A 20985-nucleotide genomic window follows, 5' to 3' on the forward strand; every position below is an offset into this window, starting at 1 on the left:
GGCTTACCGCAGGTGGGTTACCCCTTGACCACCGGCACCGCCCTGGGGCTGCGGCTGCTCAATCGTCGGGGCCACAGCAGCACCCGCAGCAGCAGCCAGAGCGATCGCAGTTCACCGGGGCTGTTCCAGCGCTTCCACTGGCCGGGGCGGCAGAATAAGGTCGTAACCAGAGCCCGGTAGCTGGTCGGGGCGAGGGGGCCAAACTGCACCCGCAGGTGAGGAAACTCGTCTTTGTCGTTATTTTTGTAGGTAATGGCGGTAATGATGCCCTCCAGGGTGATCGCCTCTTCGGCAACCTCTAGATCGACCGCCATGCCCACACTGAGGGGCTGGGCTGGGGAAATCTGCTGGGTAAGGGCTACTTCAAGCCCAACCTCAGACATTGCGGTGGTAATGCCCCACCAGGTTTTGGGCGTGGGGCTGGCGGGGGCGATGGCATCTGCGCAATGGCCCGGTTCGGGGCGCAGGGTGCGAGGCGTCAGTTTGATCACCCGGCGCAGATCAAACCACACGTGGGCGTCGGGGCGGGGCACATCTAGCAAAATCAGCAGCGCCACGGCGATCATGGCCAGGTTGTAGGCGCTCCACACCCAGCCCAGAGCGAGCCCCCGCGACGTAATGCTGTATGAGGCATCGCTGCCCCAGCCCGCCATCAGGCACAGGCCCAGGTTGCGCCACAGGCTGATGGCGGTCAGGCCAAACAGCAGCACCAGCGGCCAGCCCAGCTTCCAGTTGAACTGAAACCGCTGACTAGAGGTGCCCTTGGGCGTGACCTGAAACCCCCGCGAGAAGGGGTTGACCATGGCCTGCACCACCGTAGCCGCCAGCGGAAACACCAGCACCAGCGAGTAGATGTCTGACAGCAGGGCAGAGCGCGATCGCTCATTCAGCCAGGCAAACACCGTCAGCTGCACCAGATAGTAGGGCACAAAGTAGTAGAGCAGCTCCCGCGTTGTCGCCTGAATCGGAATTACGTCGAGAAACGAGTAGGCCAACGGCATCAGCAAAAAGCCAATGCGGGGAATGCTGCTAAACCAGTGCAGCAGCCCCTCCAGGTGCCCCAGCCGCTGCATGGGGGTAAGCCCAGGAATAGTCAGCGGGTTGGAGTCGATAAAAAAGGCTTGCAGGGTGCCCCTGGCCCAGCGCAGCCGCTGGGTGGCGTGGGCGGCAATATCTTCAGCGGCGAGGCCAGCGCTGAGCTTTTCGTCCAGGTAAATCACGTCGTTACCCTGGGCCGCCAGGCGCACCGAGGTAAAGTAGTCTTCGCTCAGCGACTCGGTGACAAAACCGCCGCTGGCCTCTAGGGCACTGCGCCGCACCACAAAGGAGGTGCCCGAGCACACCACGCTGCCCACCCCGTCGCGCATGGGCTGAATCTGGCGGTAAAACACCTCTTCCTCAGGCGTTAGTACCCCCTCCAGGCCCAGGTTGCGGGCGATCGGGTCGGCGTTGTAGAAGCTCTGGGGGGTTTGCACCAGGCCCACCTTAGCCTGCTGAAAAAAGCCCACTGTGCGGCACAAGAAGTTGCGGGTGGGCACAAAGTCGGCATCGAAGGAGGCAATTAGCTCGCCCTGGGTTTGTTTAACGGCGTGGTTGAGGTTGCCTGCCTTGGCGTGGTGGTTGCTGTCGCGAGTAATGTAGTGGCAGCCCAGTTCGGCGGCCAGGGCTTTGATCTCAGGGCGGCGGGTGTCGTCGAGTAGGTAGATGGTTTTGCGCGGGTAGGTCATGGCCTGACAGCCAATGATGGTGCGGCGCAAAATAAAGGCCGGTTCGTCGTAGGTGGGAATAAATACATCGACCCAGGGCTGGTAGCTGCCGCTGACTACTGCCTGCTCTAGCTGGTCGGCCTGGGGCCTGCGATCGCGCACCCGCAGCAGCAGCAGCAGCTGAATAATGCTGGTGGTGAGGCCAAATAGCTCCATGCCCAGCAGCCCCAGGCTCAGGGTGCCCTCCAGGGGCGAGGCCAGGTTTAAAGTCGAAAGGCAGCGCCACACCAGGTAGCGGATGACCAGGGTGAGCAAAATGCCCACCACAATGCACCGCGACCAGGGCCGGGGCCGGGGCGAAATGCGGGTGATGGCAGCGGCCAACAGCAGCAGCACCACGGTGGGAGCTGCTAAGTACTGGGCCGTCACCATCGGCACTTCTAGCCACATGGGGGGCTGGCCCTGCAATATTTGAAGCTGAGCAAAAATTCTGGTAATTCGGGCTTCGCCCGCAAACCAGGCCAAAACGATCGCCGCCGATAGCCCAACGGTGGCCGCCATTACCCACGTCGCCCAGAGGACGGAGGGGCGTGGTTTAGCCTGAGCGGTTGATTTAGAAGCAGACTTTGATAAAAACGCCATCGTGCTGCTAAACGGTAAAGAGCAAGAAAATCGAGCCTGGGCATCTGCCTTGGCTGTGTTGCCGGGGGCACCCATAGAGATTTTGCCGGATGCCTCTGAGAGCCACATGAGCGACCCCAGCCCAAGCGACCCCCAGTATGGAGGACTCCGGTAGGTTTAAAGGGTACTGAGGGTTACTACCCGTGGCCTCACCTAGTTCTCTACGCACCAGCCCGAGGTCTAGATGGCGCTGACGTGCGATCGCACTGTTTAGCCACCGTCAATCGCGCTGGGGTGGGGCAATCGCCTGACGCAGCATCTCATGGCCAAAGCCAAAGCCGCCCCCCACCCCGCGCAGCAGCCCTGCCGTCACCATTGCATTGAGCCACGGACGCGCGGCCAGGGGCAACCCCTGGCGTCCGCCCAACAGCAGCCGCACCATGCCGTGCTGTAGCCCAAATGACAGCCACAGCGCCGCGCTCCCCAGCCCTGCCACGACCACCCGCGCCCGGTCGAAGGGCAGCAGCACCAGGGGCGGCTGCCCGCTCACTACCGCTGGCAGCACCAGCAGCASCNNGCTAGCWCCANNGCCAKTWSCRSCWYYWRRRCYRCTKCRWYSMGMAKGKCSRRMRTWWCGKCYYRGTTGSSGGYGWGNCKGCWYKGCMKMSMTMNCKGCMWRMYCGMCCSRMARCAKSCCCACCAGGCCCAGGCTCCAGCCAACTACGGCTCCCACGACCCCCGCCCAGCCAAACCCAGGCACCCCCCGATCAAAGGGGCTCAGCAGCAGSGYSMMYRYSGTMSMYMGMCCNCAGSCSSNAGYCSSRGGKSGWNGCMGWCNCRYAGNGWAASKNNGCCMSKRYYGYCAGNCMGSYYNGNRKGKYSAKCGCCAGCCCCCGCCGAAAATAAGCAAAGTTCTCCAGGTCAATTTGGGAGAGCATCAGCCCCACGGCCAGCCCCAGCAGCAGGTTGCCGCCTACCAGCCCCATCACCAGGGCGATCGCCAGCCCCACCAGCAGTCGGTACAGCAGCTGACGGGGTTCGGGCAGCCAGGTGCGCTGCAGATCGTCGAGGTAGAACAACCGCGATCGCGACCCAAGCTGTTGGGCCAGCCAGCCCAGGGTAGTCCGGTGCTGGGCTGAGTTGCCCTTAGCCTGGGCCAGGCGGTCCTCAAGGTAGCGCTGCACCAGGTCAGCCCGGTTGCGAATGGGCGGTTCGACTGGGTTCGTCATCGCGACCAGCATGGTCAGGTGCAAGGGCAGCCGCGCCAGCTGTTGCAGCACCTTACTGCCCTTGATTACAGGCCACAGATCGGGGCAGTTTTGCGCCATTACATAGTCTTTAACCTGCTGCGCCGCCAGCGGAATAATATGGATGCCACCATTGAACTGATCAAAGGTTAACCCTAGCGACTCCATCACCTGGCGGCGGCAGCAGAGCAGCGCGGTTTGGTTGGGGTTGGTGCGCAACAGAGCTTCCAGGGCGGCGGCAAACTTGCGCTGCTGGGGGGCAGGCAGGTGGTCAAACCCATCGACCAGCAGGGTGAGCTGGGCCTGGTCGACCCAGTTGGCGGCGGTGGTTTTGGCCACGCGGTAGTCGCGCCACAGGGCTGCGATCAGCCATTCGCGCATGGTTTCCCCCGCCCAGGCCGAGACATCGAGCAGCACCGGCACCGGCCCGCCGCGCTTGAGCAGCAGATCGCCCACCGCCAGCAGAGTGTGAGTTTTGCCCACCCCCGCTTCGCCGACAATCAGCAGCCGACCATCGATGCCGTCGCGCTGGCACAGGTCTGCGATCGCCCCCACCGATGTCAGTACCTGGTTCTCCTGGCGGCCAAACTGTAGCCCCCACACCCGATAGTGCATTGGAATCTCGCGGCGCGAGGCAACCAGCGGTAGCCCCCGGCGATGGGCCGCCAGCTGCTGCCCCACCGCCGCCGCCAATACCCGCAGGTCGGCCGCCACGGAGGTCTGGCCAGGAATCAGCGATCGCAGGGGACTGGTAACCATAGGGACAACCCTCGCAGCGGGCCTAGTAAAGGGGTACCGATCGATCGACTGTCAGGGCGTAGGCATCGATGCCGCCGGTCACATTCTTAAGCTGGGTAAAGCCCTGCTGGGCCAGCCAGCCGCACATCTGAGCCGATCGCACGCCGTGGTGGCAGAGCACAATCGTTTCGCGATCGGCCTCAAATCGGCTGTGAATGGTATCTGACCAGTTGGCGAACTCACTCAGGGGCAAATTGACAAACCCCGGCAGGCTGGCGGTCTCCACTTCTGCGGGCTCGCGCACGTCAATCAGCTGCACAGTCTCGTCAGGCTCGGCCAGGCGCTGGGCCAAAGCCTCAACGCTTAGGGGTTCATAGGGAGCGGTGTCGGAGGAAAACGTCATAGGTCAAGGTTAGAAACGGGGGCAATCCGCTAACGCTGCCAGGCAGACCTCGCCAGGGATGCCTAAACTTACGCAACCATAACCCATCGGCCCGGAAAGGTGGTATACCCAGGGCACGACCCGAAAGGCGAGAAGGAGGCATCCGTTGAAAACCATTGGCCTGATTGGCGGCATAAGCTGGGAGTCTTCGCTTGAGTACTACCGCATTCTCAACCAGACCACCCGAGCCGAGCTGGGGGGGCTGCACTCCGCCAAAGTGATCATGTTTTCGGTCGATTTTGCCGATATGGCGGCCATGCAGCACGCCGGCAACTGGGCCGATATTTCCGACATTCTGGTCGAAGCGGCCCAAAAGCTGCAAATGGCTGGAGCTAGCATGGTGCTGCTGTGTGCCAACACTATGCATCTGCTAGCTGACGACATCGAGGCACGCATTTCGATTCCCCTGGTGCACATTGCCGATGCGGTCGCCGAGCCCATTAAGGCCCAGGGACTGAGGCGAGTAGGGCTGCTGGGCACCAAATTCACCATGGAGCAAGACTTTTACCGCCAGCGTTTAATCGAGCATCACGGTCTGGAGGTACTGATTCCCGGCGGTTCTAGTCGAGATGTGGTGCACCAGATTATCTACGACGAGCTGTGCCAGGGCGAGTTTAAGCCCGACTCTCACCAACGGGTGCTGGCGATCTGCCAGGAACTGGTCGAGGCCGGGGCCGAGGGGGTGATCTTGGGCTGCACCGAGCTAGAGCTGCTGGTGAAGGATGTGACGGCGACGGTGCCGCTATTTCCTACCACCCGCATTCATGCCGAGGCCGCCGTTGCTTTGGCCTTGGGTTGACAACACCTGCGGAAATCTTGGCTTTTGCGGTCCGACTTTGCTAGGGCTATTGAGCTATCTGGTTGAAGATTGCAGCCACCGCCGGAGGGTTATTTCTGCGTCAACTTCGTCTAGCTTGGCCTGGGCTAAAAACTCGTACAGTTTGGCTTTAGCCACTATGGGAAAGGTTGGGCTAGTCTCAACTTCCTGGTACACCGCGTTTTCAAGCTGGTAAATGCGCCAGACCTTGCCGTTGTAGCGCCAAAATTCCGGTATTCCTAAGTTGGCATAGAGGCTGAGCTTGTCAATATCGGTGTGGGTGATGTCAACTTCCACCACCAAATCGGGGGGTGGGTCGGTTTGCAGGTCAATGGTTTTGCCCATCACTAGGGGCTGGTTTTGAATGTAGTAGGCGTTATCGGGCTCGGCACCGCGATCTAAATCTTCGCGATCGAGGGTGGTGGAACCCAGAGTTTTGATTTTTAGCCCTCGCTCAACCACCAGAATGCGAATAAACAGCTCAATCAGGCGAACGGCAAATTCGTGATCTTCAAGGGGGATGGTGATTTCGAGCGCACCGCGATCGTAGGTAAAGCGGGCTGCGCGGGTCTGGGGCAAGGCCTGGTAAATTTGCTGGTAAGCCTGCCAGTCAAGGCCACGCAGCGTCACCCGCTTTTCGCCAAGGGCAATATTGGCCTGGGTGTCGGGAGCGCTAGTGACCATGGGCCTTTGCAATGGTGTGTCTCCATAGTGCCACAGGGCTCATGAAGGATAAATCACCTGATCTCTTTTTGCCGTAGGGTGCCGTTAGGTGTGCCGAGGTCTTTGGATACATCTCCAGTTCACTGCCACACCGTAACGCACCGCTCACCCCTGGCGAGAATCTTGATGTAAAGGGCTAAAAACCAGGGTTCTGAGGGTGTAGCGATGGCCCTAGACTATGCAAAGAAGAAACCCGGTTTCTGGCAATAGCAAATGTTTTGATGGATGGGTTTTGGTACGTTGGCTGGGCGGAGAATAGTGCAGATTTGCCGAGGATATTGGCCAGCCGAACATACACTACGGGCTGACCGTTAACGCTATCGTGATGGGAGTTTCATGGCGAATGCCAACCTTCCGACCTCGCCTATGACGGTGATACGACCCCTGAAATGGTTATCCCTCAAAGCGTTACCTCCCAAGCGGCTGATTGCTCCGACCGGAGCGCTGGCGCTGGCGGGCGTAGTTGGGCTGCTGCTGTGGCAGGAGGGCAGGGGTGCCGATGGCACACCCCCCTGGGAAGTGCTCGAAAACATTGTCATTACCCTGATGGGGGAATATCCCGACAAGCCCAAAAGCCTCGTCGGGCGAGTGCTGCAACTGCTGCTGCTCATATCGGGTGCCTTTATCTTTGGCGCTATCAGCGGCAAGATTTCCTCTATGTTTGTCACCCGTGCCCTGCGATCGGAGACCTCTGTGAGCGTGTTTCAAGACCACATTATTATCTGCAACTGGAACGACAAGGCGGCGGGCATTGTTGATCAACTGCTAGAGGGCAACAAAGATAGCCCCATCGATATCGTGGTGGTGGCGACCTCAGCGGTGGCTGACTTTGAAGCAGACACTCGTTTTAAGGGGGTGCCCAGCCGCTACCCAAATCCCAAAGTCTTTCCCAACCGAGTGCACTTTGTGCAGGACGACCCCACCCACCACGCCACCCTGGAGCGTCTCTGTGCCCCCCATGCCAAAGCGGTAATTTTGCTAGCCGACGAAGCCACCGAGGCCCCCGACGAAAAAAACGCCCTCATAGCGCTCGCTATCAAGCATCTAGAGCGCCTGCCCGGCCAGCAAACAGACATTCACGTCATTGCTGAACTGGTCAACCTCAGCCGCCGTCGCCATCTGCAAGAAGCTGGGGTAGACGAGGTGGTATCGGCCCGCGACTACAGCGCGGGCATTATGGCCCAGAGCGCTATGTTCAAAAACATGTCGGTGGTCTACCAGCAGTTGCTCACCTACTCCGACGACTCTAACGAGTTTTACTTTATTGATCCGGGCCGCTACCCCAGCCAGCTAGAGGGCAAAACCTTTGCTGAGTTGAGCCAGTGGGTGAGCGCCTACAGCGCAACTCAAACCGACAATCCGCTGCTGCTGATCGGCGTGCGGCGGGGCAGCGGCGAAATTTTGCTCAACCCCAAGCCCCAGTCCTTTGAGCGGTTGGCAGTCGACGATGCCCTAGTGGTAATGGCGTTTAGAAAGGTCGATTGCATCGATTGACAGAGCTCATCAATGGTATTGAAAATGCTCTTGCTGTGCGGGCTGGGGGAGGCTAAGGATCCCGTTATCAAGCCGTTTATGAGTCTAAACGCCTATTCATATTACGATCCGTTAAGGTTTGTAGGGGGTGGCGATGAGAGCTGAAATCTCTCGCTATAGACTGGTCAAAGATTAGGAAACCCTTACTGTATAGACCGTTTTGACCAACCTTTGAGGGCCATCCTTAAAGCTGTCAAACCCAGTCGTGACTCACATTGGAGTTTTTATTCAATGTCCCATTCTGTCAAGATCTACGATACCTGCATTGGCTGCACCCAGTGCGTGCGCGCCTGCCCTACCGACGTGCTCGAAATGGTGCCCTGGGATGGCTGTAAAGCCGGGCAAATTGCCTCTTCCCCTCGCACCGAAGACTGTGTTGGCTGCAAGCGCTGCGAAACCGCCTGCCCCACCGACTTTTTGAGCATTCGGGTCTACCTGGGTGCTGAAACCACCCGCAGCATGGGTCTTGCCTACTAGGGCAAGCTCGTCTGTACAGCCATAGTTATCGTCATCAAGCTCAAACCCCTGGGATTAACTCCCCCAGGGGTTTTTTGCGGATTCCTTGGTGCCCCTCTATCGTTGGTAGTGGATGGCGTGGTTAGGAATTTCTAAACCCGGCGAGCACTTGGGATCGGTGACTGGGGCTGCGGCGGTCAGCTTCAAGGGAATTTCTCCGGCCCAGACGGGCAGGGCGTAGTCTTCGGCGGCATCGATGGGTGGCCCGGTGCGCACCTTGGCTGAAGCTTCGGCGATCGGTAGGGCCAGCACCAGGGTGCCCGCTAGCTCCTGGCGGTTGGGGGGGCGCACGTCATCCCAGCGATCGCGCACAACATGGTCAGTAAAGGCCTTCAACGCAGTCATTTTTTCGTCGGCATCGTCAACGCGGGTAGCGGTGCCAAACAGCACCACCGAGCGGTAGTTCATCGAGTGGTGAAAGGCCGATCGCGCCAGCACCAGCCCGTCTAACAGGGTGACGGTGAGGCAGACCGCAATGCCCTGCTCTAGCGAGGCCAGCATGCGGCTGGCGGGAGAGCCGTGGATATAAACCTTGTCATCCAGACGACCGTAGGCGGTGGGGATGACAAAAGGTTGACCCTCGACCACAAAGCCCAGATGGCACACCAGCCCCTCGTCGAGAATGTCGTAGACCTGCTGGCGATCGTAGCTGGCCCGCTGGGGCACGCGCTTGACCTGGGTGCGAGGGGTGGGGGTGAGGGAGGATGGAGATGGTGAGGGAGATGAGGGGGATGGAGAGGTAGGGATGGACATGGGATATGGTTCCTAGAGGGTATTGGGTAAGTGGGCAACAAGGTCGGCGGCGGTCGGATGGGTTTGCAGTACCCCGATCACCGCTGGATGGGGTTGGGCAAAGACAGTGGGGTAGTCGATTTCGCCGAGGTGGGGGCGGATGGGGAAGGCCAGCTGTTCGCGGTGGACGAAGGGTGGGCCGTTACAGCCAAACTCTGCCTGCACACCGGCTTTGTTGCCGCGAGCATCGAGCCGAACCCAGCGGTCTAGTTCGTCTAGATAAACAGCATTGAGCCCGTGGAGGGTGTGGAGTGTGGGGTCGGCATCGTCGAAGACTAAGCGCTGGTAGCAAAACCCGGCGGGAATGCCGCAGTTCCGTAGCAGGGCGGCTAGCAGGTGAGCCTTGGCAAAGCAAAAGCCGTGGCCGTGGCGCAGCACTTCGGAGGCGGCACAGGTGACAGGGTGGGCCTGAATGTCGTAGGTGTGGGCGATCGCATCCCGTACCCATTCATACAAAATCTGCGCTTGATCAACGGTGGATGCCGCCCCCTCCACGAGTGACTGAGCCTGAGCGGCGATCGCTGGGTGATCGGCATTCACCACCGCCGAGGGCCGCAAATAGTCGGTGAGCCGAGGCGATTCTAGGGCAAGTTCAAAAGACATTTAGCGATTCTCCTCAGTTGAAGCAATCGGCAAATTCAGCTCCATCAGGTTGCTGTCGCAGAAGCCCAGGCTGGCGTAGAGCGATCGCGCCTTAGGTGCCGCATTCAGTACCACCTTCGTACAGCCCAGATTCGCCAGATGCTCCACCACTAGCTGGGTCAGCCGGGTAGCAATGCCCTGCTGCCGGTAGGCCGGCTCCACATAGACGCCCCAGATATAGCCGTACTGGCGCTGGGCTGGCGACAAAATTAGCGGGTACAGACCGCTAAAGCGCTGCCCCCCCGCCGAGCCGATAATGGCCCCATCCACCTCGGCCACAAAGGCCTGGTAGTCGAGGGTTTGGCGGGCTGTGGCGATAAATTCCAGGGCAATGTCTTGCCAACTGGGCTGAATGCTGTCGGCGGAAACGCCTAAATCGCGCCACATAGTGTAGAAATGCTGAGCGATCGTCGCATCCTCTGAGGGCGTGCTGGCCCGAAAAGTAATAGACGCTATAGCCTCCATAGCCGTTATCCACTGCTGCGAAACGTGTAATGGGACTTAGCATAGACAGAGCACTGGCTACCTACAAGAGCCAATTTTGCTCAAAGTAACCAGTCCACTCCCTTCGACTCCGCTCAGGGACCATCACCCGCCTACCCGCCTACCCGCCCACCCATCCACCGCCCCTTTCTCCCTACGGGAGACGCTAGCGCGAACGACTCCGCTCAGGGACCACCCCATCCACCGCCCCTTCGACTCCGCTCAGGGACCACCACCTATCCACCCGCCCCTTTCTCCCTACGGGAGACGCTAGCGCGAACGGCTCCGCTCAGGGACCATCCCCCATCCCCCCCTTCGACTCCGCTCAGGGACCACCACCCGCCTACCCGCCCACCCATCCACCGCCCCTTCGACTCCGCTCAGGAACCATCACCCACCCTTCCCCATGGACTTCGCCCTCGCCCTTGACCCCCACAGCCCGCTTCCCTACTACCAGCAGATCTACGAGGCGCTGCGGCAGGCCATTTTGGCTGGGCGGCTGTCGGCGCGGCAGCGATTGCCCTCCTCTCGGGCGCTGGCCCGTAGTTTGGGCGTTTCTCGCGCCACGGTGACTCAAAGCTACGACCAGTTGCTCAGCGAGGGCTACCTGCAAACAGCGGTTGGCTCGGGCACCTACGTGTGCGACCAGCTGCCCGAAGAATTGCTGCACAGCCCCGCTTTGGATGTTGCCTTAGCCCCACCGTCACCGCCGGTATCGCTCTCGGTCTACGGTCGCCGCCTGGTCGATTTTGCCGACAGCCCTACGCCTGAACCCGCCGCCCAAGTTAGCTTTCGCTACGGTCGTCCGGCCCTCAATCAGTTTCCGCTGGCGCTGTGGCGACAGCTGCTTTCGCGCCACTGCCGGTGCGGCGACTGGCTCGACTACGCCACCGACCCAATGGGCTACTGGCCGCTGCGCGAGGCGATCGCAGCTCACCTAAGCCAGGCCCGCGCCGTCCACTGCCAGCCCGACCACATCTTGATCACCAACGGCACTCAGCAGGCTCTTGACCTGGCCACTCGGGTACTGGTGTCTGCTGGCGATGCGATCGCCCTGGAAGAACCCAGCTACCTCAGCGCCCGCCGCGTTTTCACGAGCCAGGGAGCGATCTTGCACCCCATTCCGGTAGATGAGTCGGGCTTGAATGTACAGGCGCTGGCCCAGGCAACAGCCCCCATGCGCCTGGTTTACGTCACCCCGTCGCACCAGTTTCCGACCGGGGCGGTGCTGTCGCTGCCTCGGCGGCTGGCGCTGTTGGCCTGGGCACAGCAAAGCGGCAGCCTCATCTTTGAGGATGACTACGATAGCGAGTATCGGTATGCGGGTCGCCCGATTCCGGCCCTGCAGGGGTTGGGCCAGGGGCAGTCGGTGATTTATGTGGGCACTTTTTCAAAGGTGCTGTTTCCCTCGCTGCGGATAGGGTATATGGTGCTGCCCCCAGCTCTCGTGCCGGTGTTTCGGCGGGCTAAGTGGCTGAGCGATCGCCAGGTGCCCGGCCTGGAGCAGGCGGTGCTGGCCGACTTTATTGCCGCAGGTCACCTGGAGCGGCACATTCGTCGCATGCGATCGATTTACGACCAGCGCCGCCAGGTTTTGGTCGCGGCCTTAACCCAGCACTTTGGCCGTCGCGTCACCATTTTGGGCGAAAATGCAGGCCTGCACCTGATGGTGAAATTTCAAACTAAAATTCCCGACGCCGACCTGATTGCCAGGGCAGCGGCGGTCGACGTTGGGCTAATCTCCGCCAGCCCCCAGTACCTAGGCCCTAGCCCCGGCCACGAGTTTATCTTTAGCTACACCGAGCTGGATGAAGCTGCGATCGCCACTGGAGTGCAGCGCCTCGCCACCCTAGATCTCTAAAGGGGCTCAGGCACCGCATAACGAAGCTGTACTGACGTAGGCTGAATAAACCCCGGTTTATTTGGCCTCTAAGCAATCCTGGGTGACTGACAAATCTTGGGCAGAGTGGGTGGAACGCACTGTTCGCGGAGCGTCCCCAAAGGAGAAAACTCAGCGTCAACAAGGATTTTGTTAACCTCTGCTAGAGCACCACCCAACCTAACCAAGAACTCTTTAACGGCCTGCTGGAGCCGAAACAGGCCTACCCTTCAAAACACTGGTAAGCCCGGAGCTACGGGCAAAATCAGCCAGCGCCCCGACTACAGGTAGGTGGTCGTACCAGCTAGGGGTGACATCGCTACGAGAGCTGCGCTGGGTGCCCAAGACGGGCATCGCCAGCAGCCGGTTCATCTCAGGGTACTGCCACTTAATCACGTTTAGGGCACCGTCTGGGGGCATAGGGCCGCCATCGGGGTGCCCCGCAGGGCGACTCAGCAATAGTTCAAAGAAATCGATCATAGGCTGGAGCATTTTGCCGTTAATGGCGTGGAAATGGGTGCCAATGACTTCGCCGTCAAAGGGTCTGAGCATTGGAAAACTGATCTCAGCCTCGGGGTCAGCCCAATCGGCCATATAGCCAAACTGAACCGTATCCCAATCCTGGCTGATTAGCTCCTGTAGTACGGCGTCTTCGTACTCACAAAAATCTGGCCTGAACTGCAAATCGTCCTCCATAATCAGCAGATTTTTGGCCCCTGCATCGCGAGCCTGCTTAAACATTTCCAAATGGCTGAGGTAGCATCCTCGAAAGCCAATCCTCTCAAAGGGACCAGGATCGCTGGGTTTAATGGCGGCAAAGACCTCGACTTTGCCAGGGATCAAGGGCAAACCAACCCGATCCAGTTCTTTGGCCATAGCCTCGCGGCGATCGCGGCGCTCTGGCAAGTTAAGGACATAGGCGCGGTCAAAATAATCAATGAATTTCATAATTAACTTCTGTTTAAGCAACATCAATAGACATAGCGGGCTGTCTTTGAAATGCAGCGCTTAACAATCCCGGTGGGACAGCGCGAAGGTTGAAAAAAGCCGTAAAAGCTGAGTCAACCTTTCTCCTCAAAGACATAGAAAGATGCACCTATGACAGATTGGGCTTGGGAGATTTGGTTGAGAATAAACGTTCTGTTTAGACTTAGATTGGGATTAAGGCGCGATCGCAACCTGACCTAACTCTAAGACTATATAAATACATTGCGTGACCAGTCATAACATAATGCCTTATAGGTTATAGATGGGTGTCTATTGTTAGAACGGTTACTTCTTGACTGATCTTTCGATCGATTTGACTGATCCGTGAATATACCTAATTCTATGCGCCTCTTTTTGCTCCTGCCACCTTCACTAATTCTGAAAACGAAATTTTCATCCTGGCTTTGCGGGAGCTTTAATAGCTTTATCTTTGCCCTGAACTGGTTTGGCTTAGCCTGATCAGCCCCTTTTGTTGAGCCCGTACCCTCTGCCCACAAACGCAGCAGGCCTCAATGGGCATGATCTAGCTCAAAATGATTGACCCTCTGCGATCGGGCTACGCCACCCCGTTCTTCCCGTTTTCAGCGCGACGGTGCTGCTGTTTTCAATGAGCGTGCAAAGACCGAGGTTGTTCAGAAAGACTGGAAAAAATTAGAGAAAGAGTTGAATTCAGTTTATTTCAGGGCATAGCTGGAACTTTTAGGGGTCTAAAGCAGTCCACTCTTTTTGCCGTACGAGTAGTCATCGCACAGAGGGCCAACAGTTCACGCTGTGACAGTTGAAATAGCGGAAAGTTGACCGCCACGATGACAAAAGGCGAGATTAGATTATTAAAAGCAGCGGAACACAGTTACCTCTTGTGTTTGAACAAAGGTGATTAAGGCCGCTTACCTGCCCTCATTAGCAAAGCAAAGCACCCTTTAGCAATTTTCTTGGACCTTTCGGAAACCAATAATATTGGCAGTTCCCCCAAACTGATTTAACCCAGCCCAGGCCAGGAAAGAATTGCTTAAACACCCTACTAGAGAAGAGGTTCGCGATCGAAATTGCGACCCTATCTACTAAACATCCACTTTTTTCTTAACTTTGGAGTTTTTCCATGTCTAATGCGTTTCGTCTAAAATCTGGAACTGCTCTGCTGCTGGCCCTTGGGTTAAGCGTTGGGGCTTTTACTCCAATGATTACAGCCGCGCCGGTAGTCGCTCAAACTCAAACTCAAACCCAATTTACTGACGTGTCCTCAGGGTATTGGGCGCGTGAATTTATCACCAGTTTGGCGGCCCGGAACATCATCGCCGGGTTCCCCGACGGCACCTTTCGGCCCGACGAGCCAGTAACCCGCGCCCAGTTTGCCGCTATGGTTCGCCAGGCTTTCAGCCAGTCCTCGGTGCGGAGTGCCACCTCCTTTGTCGATGTGCCGGCTAACTATTGGGCCGCCGCCGCTATTCGTGAGGCCAATATGATGGGATTTTTGTCGGGTTACCCCGGCAATGTGTTCCGCCCCGATGAAAATATTCCTCGGGCGCAGGTGCTGGTTTCCCTCTCCAATGGCCTGAACTACACCGCCAGCAGCCAAAACAGCGTTCAGGTCTATCGCGACGCTTCCCAGATTCCTCAATATGCGGTGGCCAGTTTGGCGGCGGCGACAGAACGGCGCATGGTGGTTAACTATCCCGATGTGCAGGCGTTAAGGCCCAACCAAATCGCAACTCGAGCCGATGTAGCCGCCTTTATCTACCAGGCCCTGGCCAGCCAAAATCAGGTGGCTACCATCAACTCTCCCTACATTGTCGGACAGCAGCAGGCGGCTCAGCCCACTGTACCGGCAGGTACGGTGCTCAGCGTGGCCTACGAGAATGGCGACAAAGTGGTCGTGCTCCCCGAAGAAACCTCTGCCCTGACCCTCAATGTGGCTCAGGCCGTCACTGATAGCTCTGGACGGGTGCTGATTCCGGCGGGCAGTCAGGTGGTGGGAGAACTGCGCCCCAGCGCCAACGGCTCTCAATTTGTGGCTCAGGAACTGGTACTGCCGAGTGGGCAGCGGATGGCCATTAACGCCACCTCGCAAACCGTTACTACCACCGAGACGATCCGCCAGGGAGCTACCTTGGGTGAGACGCTAGCTGGTGCGGTGCTCGGCTCGGGTGCAGCGGCGGCGATCGCCCGCACCACTGGCGATCAAAGTGTCGGTGCCCTAGAGGTGTTGGCAGGTACCGCCACCGGAGCTACGCTCAGCCGAATCTTTGGTCGCAACCGGGTTGAGGTAATTACCATTAACCCCGCCCGCGATCTGAGTCTGACCGTCAACGCACCCCTGACGGTGTCAGCCCGGTAATACCAACCCTGACTGAACACCCCCCGGTTCGTAGGGGCGTAGCATGCTACGCCCCTACGAGGTTTCTGATTATGAATCGAGGTTTTCCAGCTCGGATTTGTATAGGCCCTAAAGCACTGACCCCAAAATATAACCCCCGATGCCAAAGCACCGGGGGTTAATTCTGTATAGGAGACCTGGATGTTAAGGGGTTCAATATAGGTGAGCGATCGCCGCTCACCTATACAATGCCTTAAACAACCGCCACCCCACTCTGTTACATCACTATCTTGGTGAGACATTGATGGGATTGTGGTTTGTCTCAAGCTTTGGCCCCGTTGTGATATTGGTCACTGACAGGGCTAGCTCACCTCCTGGGAGGCCTTCACCTGCTGCTGGGGCTGGGGCTGAAACTGAAACAGCGTGTAGACCACGTTGCGGCGAATGCCCGTCATCATGTCGAGGAAGACTTCGTAGCCCTCGCTCTTGTACTCAATCAGCGGGTCTTTTTGGCCGTAGCCGCGCAGACCCACGGTTTCCCGCAGGGCATCCATCTGCTGCAGGTGGTCACGCCAGAGGCTGTCGATCTGCTGCAGGATAAAGAAGCGCTCGGCCTCGCGCATGAGCCCTGGCTTGATCTGATCGACCTGGGCCTCTTTGATGTCGTAGGCAATCCGGGCCTGCTCGTGGAGAAACGTGCGAATTTCGCCCACCGACAGGTCTTCGAGCTGCTCAGGGGTGAGGTCAGAGAGCAGGTAGACAAACTCCTTCACCTTGCCCACCATCTCCGGCAGCTTCCACTCTTCGGGGGGCAGCTCGGGGTTGATGTAGGCGTTCACGATGTCGTCCATGGTTTGCTCGGCATAGCCGATTACCATTTCTTTGAGCGCATCGCCTTCGAGCACGCGGCGGCGCTCGGCGTAGATGGCGCGACGCTGGTTGTTCATTACCTCGTCGTACTCAAACACCTGCTTACGGATGTCGTAGTAGTAGGTTTCAACCTTTTTCTGCGCCCCTTCCAGCGATCGCGTCAGCATCCCCGACTCGATCGGCATGTCTTCTTCCACGCGGAAGGCATTCATCAGACCGGCCACGCGATCGCCGCCAAAGATCCGCAGCAGGTTGTCCTGTAGGCTCAAGAAAAACTTGGTCGAACCGGGGTCACCCTGGCGGCCGGCCCGCCCCCGCAGCTGGTTGTCAATGCGGCGCGACTCGTGGCGCTCGGTGCCGATCACGTGCAGACCACCCTCCTGGATCACCTTGTCGTGCTCGGCGCTGGTAAAGGCCTCGTACTCCTCGCGGATGTGGTTGTACACGTCGCGCAGCTTCTGAATCACCGGGTCGTCGGTGGGAGCTTTTTCGGCCGCCACGGCCAGTTTGTCTTCGGCCTGTAGCTCAGGCAAACTGCGCTCGCCGTAGGTAGATACGGCAAAGTCAACGGTAGCTTTGAGTTCGTCAAGGGTAGCCAACGACAGCTCAATGGGGAAGATGTCGGGCGAGGCCTTCCAGGTTTTTACCTTTTTGCCGGGGGCAAAGCCCTGGGCCGGAGCGCGGCCCTTGGTACCCGGCACCGCCGTCACCGAGAACTCGTCCTCGTCTTCGGGCTTGACCAGGCGCGGCATGAGGTACTCGCGCACCTTGAGCCGGGCCATGTAGTCGGCGTTACCGCCCAAAATAATGTCGGTGCCGCGTCCGGCCATGTTGGTGGCAATGGTGACCGCGCCGCTGCGCCCGGCCTGGGCCACGATTTCCGACTCCCGCTCGACGTTCTCGGGTTTGGCGTTCAGCAGGTTGTGGGGCACGCCACGCTGACTCAGCAGGGCCGACAGCACCTCCGACTTTTCAACGCTGGTGGTGCCCACCAGTACCGGGCGACCGGCCTCATGCATTTCGGCGCATTCCTCCGCCACCGCCTTCCACTTGGCCTCTTCGTTTTTGTAGACCACGTCGGAGAGGTCGCGGCGAGCAGCGGCGCGGTTCGTGGGGATGATGGTGACTTCGAGCTTGTAGATGCGCTCGAACTCGGCCTCTTCAGTCTTGGCGGTGCCGGTCATGCCCGACAGCTTGGGGTAAAGCAGAAAGAAGTTTTGGTAGGTAATGCTGGCCAGGGTTTGGGTTTCGGGCTGAATTTCGACGTGCTCCTTGGCTTCGATCGCCTGGTGCAGACCGTCGCTCCAGCGGCGACCGGGCATCACCCGTCCGGTGAACTCATCCACAATGATGACTTCGTCATTGCGAACGATGTACTTAACGTCTTTGGTGAACAGCTCCTTGGCCTTAATGGCGTTGAAAATGTAGTGCGCCCAGGGATCTTTGGGGTCGAACAGATCCTGCACGCCCAACACCTCCTCAGCCTTGATAAAGCCTTCGTCGGTGAGCAGCACGTTGTGGGCTTTTTCGTCGACTTCGTAGTGCTCTTCGGCGTTTAGCTCCCGAGCTACTTCGTTGGCGCGGTTGTACTTTTCGCTAGGGCGCTCCACCTGACCCGAGATGATCAGCGGCGTGCGGGCCTCGTCGATGAGAATGGAGTCAACTTCGTCGATGACACAGTAGTTGAAGGGGCGCTGCACCACGTCTTCGATCGCGGTGGCCATGTTGTCGCGCAGGTAGTCAAAGCCAAACTCGCTGTTGGTGCCGTAGGTGATGTCACAACCGTAGTTGTGGCGGCGCTCGGCGGGCGACATGCCCTGCTGAATCAGCCCGACGCTGAGGCCCAAAAAGCGGTGAATTTGACCCATCCACTCGGCGTCACGGCGGGCCAGGTAGTCGTTGACGGTGACCACGTGGGCACCCTTGCCCGACAGCGCGTTTAGGTAGCAGGGCAGCGTCGCCACCAAGGTTTTGCCTTCCCCGGTTTTCATTTCGGCGATCTGTCCGTCGTGGAGCACCATGCCGCCGATCAGCTGCACGTCGAAGTGGCGCATGCCCAGCACTCGTTTTGAGGCCTCGCGCACAACCGCAAAAGCTTCGGGCAGAATGTCATCGAGGGATTCGCCCTTTTCGATGCGCTGCTTAAACTCGACCGTTTTGGCCGCTAGAGCTTCGTCGGAAAGCTGCTGAATCTCTTCCTCCAGCAGGTTAATTTCGACCACGTCGGGACGATATTTCTTAAGCTTGCGCGCGTTAGGGTCACCGAGGAGGTTCTTCAGCATGAATTCAGGCCGATCAGCGTAGGGTATTGCATCTTAGTCAATCGTAATGGAGACCGCCCCACAAGGGGCGATGTCCACACCTGAGCCAGACCAAAACTTAGGTCAACCGCCCAGGAGATAGGTTGAAAGTGCCTATCTATCCTATCACTTGGGCCTGGATGACAGGGATTTGGCAGGCGGGGGCGGCCGGGGTGGAGATTACGCTCAAATCGCCCTGAATACCTAACCTTTTTGGGGATGGCTCTTTGTTACAATTTTGGTCGCGCCTCACTGCGGCAAAACTGCGGCAGACCCCTCAGCCGCCGCCCTTCGTCACGTTTTTCTCGCCCCTCACCAGCGGAGCATTTTGCACCTATGAATATGGCCCAGCAACCGCCCCCCTCGGCATCGTCCCTGTCTTCCTCCCATCGCCTGCATCGGGCCACCTTAGAAAATATGCTGCAATCTCCAGAGGCCGCTGCTACCTGGTCTATTGAAGACAGTGAGGAGCTGTACCGCATTCACAGCTGGGGCGAACCGTACTTTTCAATCAATGCCGAGGGCCATTTAACCGTGTCCCCGAGGGGCGATCGCGGCGGTTCGTTAGATTTGCTCGACTTAGTCGAAGCGATCAAGCAGCGCAACCTCAACCTGCCCCTGCTGATTCGGTTTTCCGATATTCTCGAAGACCGCATCGAGCGCATCAACGCCAGCTTTGCCAAGGCGATCGCCCGCTACAAGTACTCGGGCGTGTACCGGGGGGTGTTTCCAGTTAAGTGCAACCAGCAGCGGCAGCTGCTCGAAGATGTGGTGCGCTTTGGCCGCCCCTACCAGTTTGGGCTGGAGGCAGGCTCTAAGCCTGAGCTGCTAATTGCCCTAGCCACACTCGACACGCCGGGGGCGCTGCTGATCTGCAACGGCTACAAAGACAAGGACTACATCGAGACTGCCATGCTGGGCCAGCGGCTGGGCCAGCAGCCGATCATCGTAATCGAGCAGATGAATGAGCTGGAGATTGCGATCGCGGCCAGTCAGCACCTCGGCATTCGCCCTGTGCTGGGGGTGCGGGCCAAGCTCAGCACCAAGGGCAGCGGCCGCTGGGGCATTTCGGCGGGCGATCGCGCCAAGTTTGGCCTCACCGTGCCCGAAATTCTGGCCGTGGTCGACCGGCTGCGCGAGGCCGACATGCTCGACTGCCTCCAGCTGCTGCACTTTCACATTGGCTCTCAAATTTCGGCGATCAGCGTGGTCAAAGAGGCCCTGCGGGAGGCCAGCCGCATCTACGTGGAGCTAGCCGAACTGGGCGCGGGTATGCGCTATCTGGATGTCGGCGGCGGCCTGGCGGTCGACTACGACGGCAGCAAAACCACCTTCTACGCCTCGAAGAACTACAGCACCCAAAACTACGCCAACGACGTTGTGGCCGAGGTGCAAGAGGCCTGCCGGATCAAGGGCATTCCGGTGCCCACCCTGGTCAGCGAGAGCGGGCGGGCGCTGGTCTCGCACCAGTCGGTGCTGGTGTTTGACGTGCTGGGCAGCAGCGACGCTCCCTCCCACGAGGAGGTAGAGGTGCCCGGCGACGACGACCACGTAATTTTGCGCGAGCTGTACGAGATCTACCAAAATCTCACCCCCAACACTGTGCAGGAGCTCTACAACGACGCGCTGCAGTTTAAAGAAGAGGCAATCAGCCTGTTTAACTTTGGCTACCTGAGTCTATCGGCGCGGGCGCGGGCCGAGCGGCTGTATTGGGCCTGCTGTCGCAAGGCGCTGTCGGTGGTTAGCGATGCCGACTACGTGCCCGAAGACATCGAGGAGCTGCACCAGAGCATGGCCTCGATCTACTACATCAACCTGTCGGTATTTCAGTCGATGCCCGACACCTGGGCGATCGAGCAGCTGTTCCCCATTCTGCCCATCCACCGGCTCAATGAAGAGCCTAGCTGCCGGGGCACCCTGGCCGATCTTACCTGCGACAGCGACGGCAAAATTACCACCTTCATCGACCTGCGCGACGTCAAGCACGTGCTAGAGCTGCACCCGCTGAAGCCGGAGCAGCCCTACTACCTGGGCATGTTTTTGGGCGGGGCCTACCAGGAGATCATGGGCAACCTGCACAACCTGTTTGGCGACACCAACGCTGTCCACATTCACATGACCCCCAAGGGCTACCAGGTGGAGCAGGTGGTCAAGGGCGACACCATGACCGAGGTGCTGGGCTACGTGCAGTACGACGCCGAAGACATGATTGAGAATATCCGCAGGCGATCGGAGCGGGCCTTGCAGGACAGCCGAATCACGCTGCAGGAGTCGCAGCTGTTGATTCAGCACTACGAACATAGCCTCAGCCAATACACCTACCTGGCGTAGCGACTGATTAAAAAGTCCAGTGCGTTACTAGGAGATAGCGCACT

The 20985-nt window shown here is 58.9% G+C and carries 15 protein-coding genes; 6 read left to right on the plus strand and 9 right to left on the minus strand.

Annotation, left to right across the window (positions count from 1 at the left end; genetic code table 11):
* Positions 1-17 precede the first annotated feature (17 nt).
* From IQ265_RS10950 to IQ265_RS10965, 3 genes are all read right to left on the minus strand, one after another.
* Complete coding sequence (locus IQ265_RS10950; protein ID WP_228037793.1) at positions 18-2267, minus strand: cellulose synthase catalytic subunit; 2250 nt, start codon at positions 2265-2267, stop codon at positions 18-20.
* A 340-nt stretch (positions 2268-2607) separates the two neighbouring features.
* Complete coding sequence (locus tag IQ265_RS10955; RefSeq protein ID WP_194053315.1) at positions 2608-2892, minus strand: hypothetical protein; 285 nt, start codon at positions 2890-2892, stop codon at positions 2608-2610.
* Between the two features lie 1463 nt (positions 2893-4355).
* Positions 4356-4715, minus strand: a complete 360-nt coding sequence (locus IQ265_RS10965) for a rhodanese-like domain-containing protein (protein WP_194053317.1) — start codon at positions 4713-4715, stop codon at positions 4356-4358.
* Positions 4716-4860: 145 nt separating this feature from the next.
* Here IQ265_RS10965 and IQ265_RS10970 point away from each other — a divergent pair, with 145 nt between their 5' ends.
* The gene (locus IQ265_RS10970; RefSeq protein WP_194053319.1) at positions 4861-5553 is read left to right on the plus strand and encodes an aspartate/glutamate racemase family protein; all 693 of its coding nucleotides are present in this window, start codon (positions 4861-4863) and stop codon (positions 5551-5553) included.
* A gap of 54 nt (positions 5554-5607) precedes the next feature.
* Here the strand turns inward: IQ265_RS10970 and IQ265_RS10975 are convergent, their stop codons facing one another.
* Positions 5608-6255 (minus strand): Uma2 family endonuclease, encoded by a 648-nt coding sequence (locus IQ265_RS10975; protein WP_194053321.1) that lies wholly within the window; start codon positions 6253-6255, stop codon positions 5608-5610.
* Positions 6256-6660: 405 nt separating this feature from the next.
* Between IQ265_RS10975 and IQ265_RS10980 the strand changes: the two genes are divergently transcribed.
* Both IQ265_RS10980 and psaC read left to right on the plus strand, forming a co-directional pair.
* Positions 6661-7788 carry an NAD-binding protein gene (locus IQ265_RS10980; protein WP_194053331.1) on the plus strand — a complete coding sequence of 376 codons (1128 nt, stop codon included), beginning with the start codon at positions 6661-6663 and terminating at the stop codon, positions 7786-7788.
* 270 nt (positions 7789-8058) lie between these two features.
* Complete coding sequence (psaC, locus tag IQ265_RS10985) at positions 8059-8304, plus strand: photosystem I iron-sulfur center protein PsaC (RefSeq protein WP_006515950.1); 246 nt, start codon at positions 8059-8061, stop codon at positions 8302-8304.
* A gap of 96 nt (positions 8305-8400) precedes the next feature.
* On the opposite strand, the gene IQ265_RS10990 is transcribed toward psaC, so the two are convergent.
* From IQ265_RS10990 to IQ265_RS11000, 3 genes are read right to left on the minus strand one after another with little or no spacing between them, the layout of a single operon-like run.
* On the minus strand, positions 8401-9096 hold the full coding sequence (locus tag IQ265_RS10990; protein ID WP_194053333.1) for a pyridoxamine 5'-phosphate oxidase family protein: 696 nt from the start codon (positions 9094-9096) through the stop codon (positions 8401-8403).
* A gap of 12 nt (positions 9097-9108) precedes the next feature.
* Entirely contained in the window at positions 9109-9738 is a 630-nt protein-coding gene (locus tag IQ265_RS10995; RefSeq protein WP_194053335.1) for a transglutaminase family protein, read from the minus strand.
* Positions 9739-10242 (minus strand): GNAT family N-acetyltransferase, encoded by a 504-nt coding sequence (locus IQ265_RS11000; RefSeq protein WP_194053337.1) that lies wholly within the window; start codon positions 10240-10242, stop codon positions 9739-9741.
* Between the two features lie 424 nt (positions 10243-10666).
* Between IQ265_RS11000 and IQ265_RS11005 the strand changes: the two genes are divergently transcribed.
* Positions 10667-12121 (plus strand): PLP-dependent aminotransferase family protein, encoded by a 1455-nt coding sequence (locus IQ265_RS11005; protein WP_194053339.1) that lies wholly within the window; start codon positions 10667-10669, stop codon positions 12119-12121.
* A gap of 213 nt (positions 12122-12334) precedes the next feature.
* Here the strand turns inward: IQ265_RS11005 and IQ265_RS11010 are convergent, their stop codons facing one another.
* On the minus strand, positions 12335-13087 hold the full coding sequence (locus IQ265_RS11010) for a glycosyltransferase family 25 protein (RefSeq protein WP_194053341.1): 753 nt from the start codon (positions 13085-13087) through the stop codon (positions 12335-12337).
* 1138 nt (positions 13088-14225) lie between these two features.
* On the opposite strand from IQ265_RS11010, the gene IQ265_RS11015 reads away from it, so the two are divergent.
* Positions 14226-15461, plus strand: a complete 1236-nt coding sequence (locus IQ265_RS11015) for an S-layer homology domain-containing protein (protein ID WP_194053343.1) — start codon at positions 14226-14228, stop codon at positions 15459-15461.
* A gap of 341 nt (positions 15462-15802) precedes the next feature.
* Here the strand turns inward: IQ265_RS11015 and secA are convergent, their stop codons facing one another.
* Positions 15803-18592 (minus strand): preprotein translocase subunit SecA, encoded by a 2790-nt coding sequence (gene secA / locus IQ265_RS11020; RefSeq protein ID WP_194053345.1) that lies wholly within the window; start codon positions 18590-18592, stop codon positions 15803-15805.
* A 435-nt stretch (positions 18593-19027) separates the two neighbouring features.
* Here secA and speA point away from each other — a divergent pair, with 435 nt between their 5' ends.
* Positions 19028-20941, plus strand: coding sequence for a biosynthetic arginine decarboxylase (gene speA / locus IQ265_RS11025; RefSeq protein WP_228037802.1), 1914 nt, complete (start codon positions 19028-19030; stop codon positions 20939-20941).
* Positions 20942-20985 lie beyond the last annotated feature (44 nt).

It is taken from the genome of Nodosilinea sp. LEGE 06152 (assembly GCF_015207525.1).
Taxonomy (GTDB): domain Bacteria; phylum Cyanobacteriota; class Cyanobacteriia; order Phormidesmidales; family Phormidesmidaceae; genus Nodosilinea.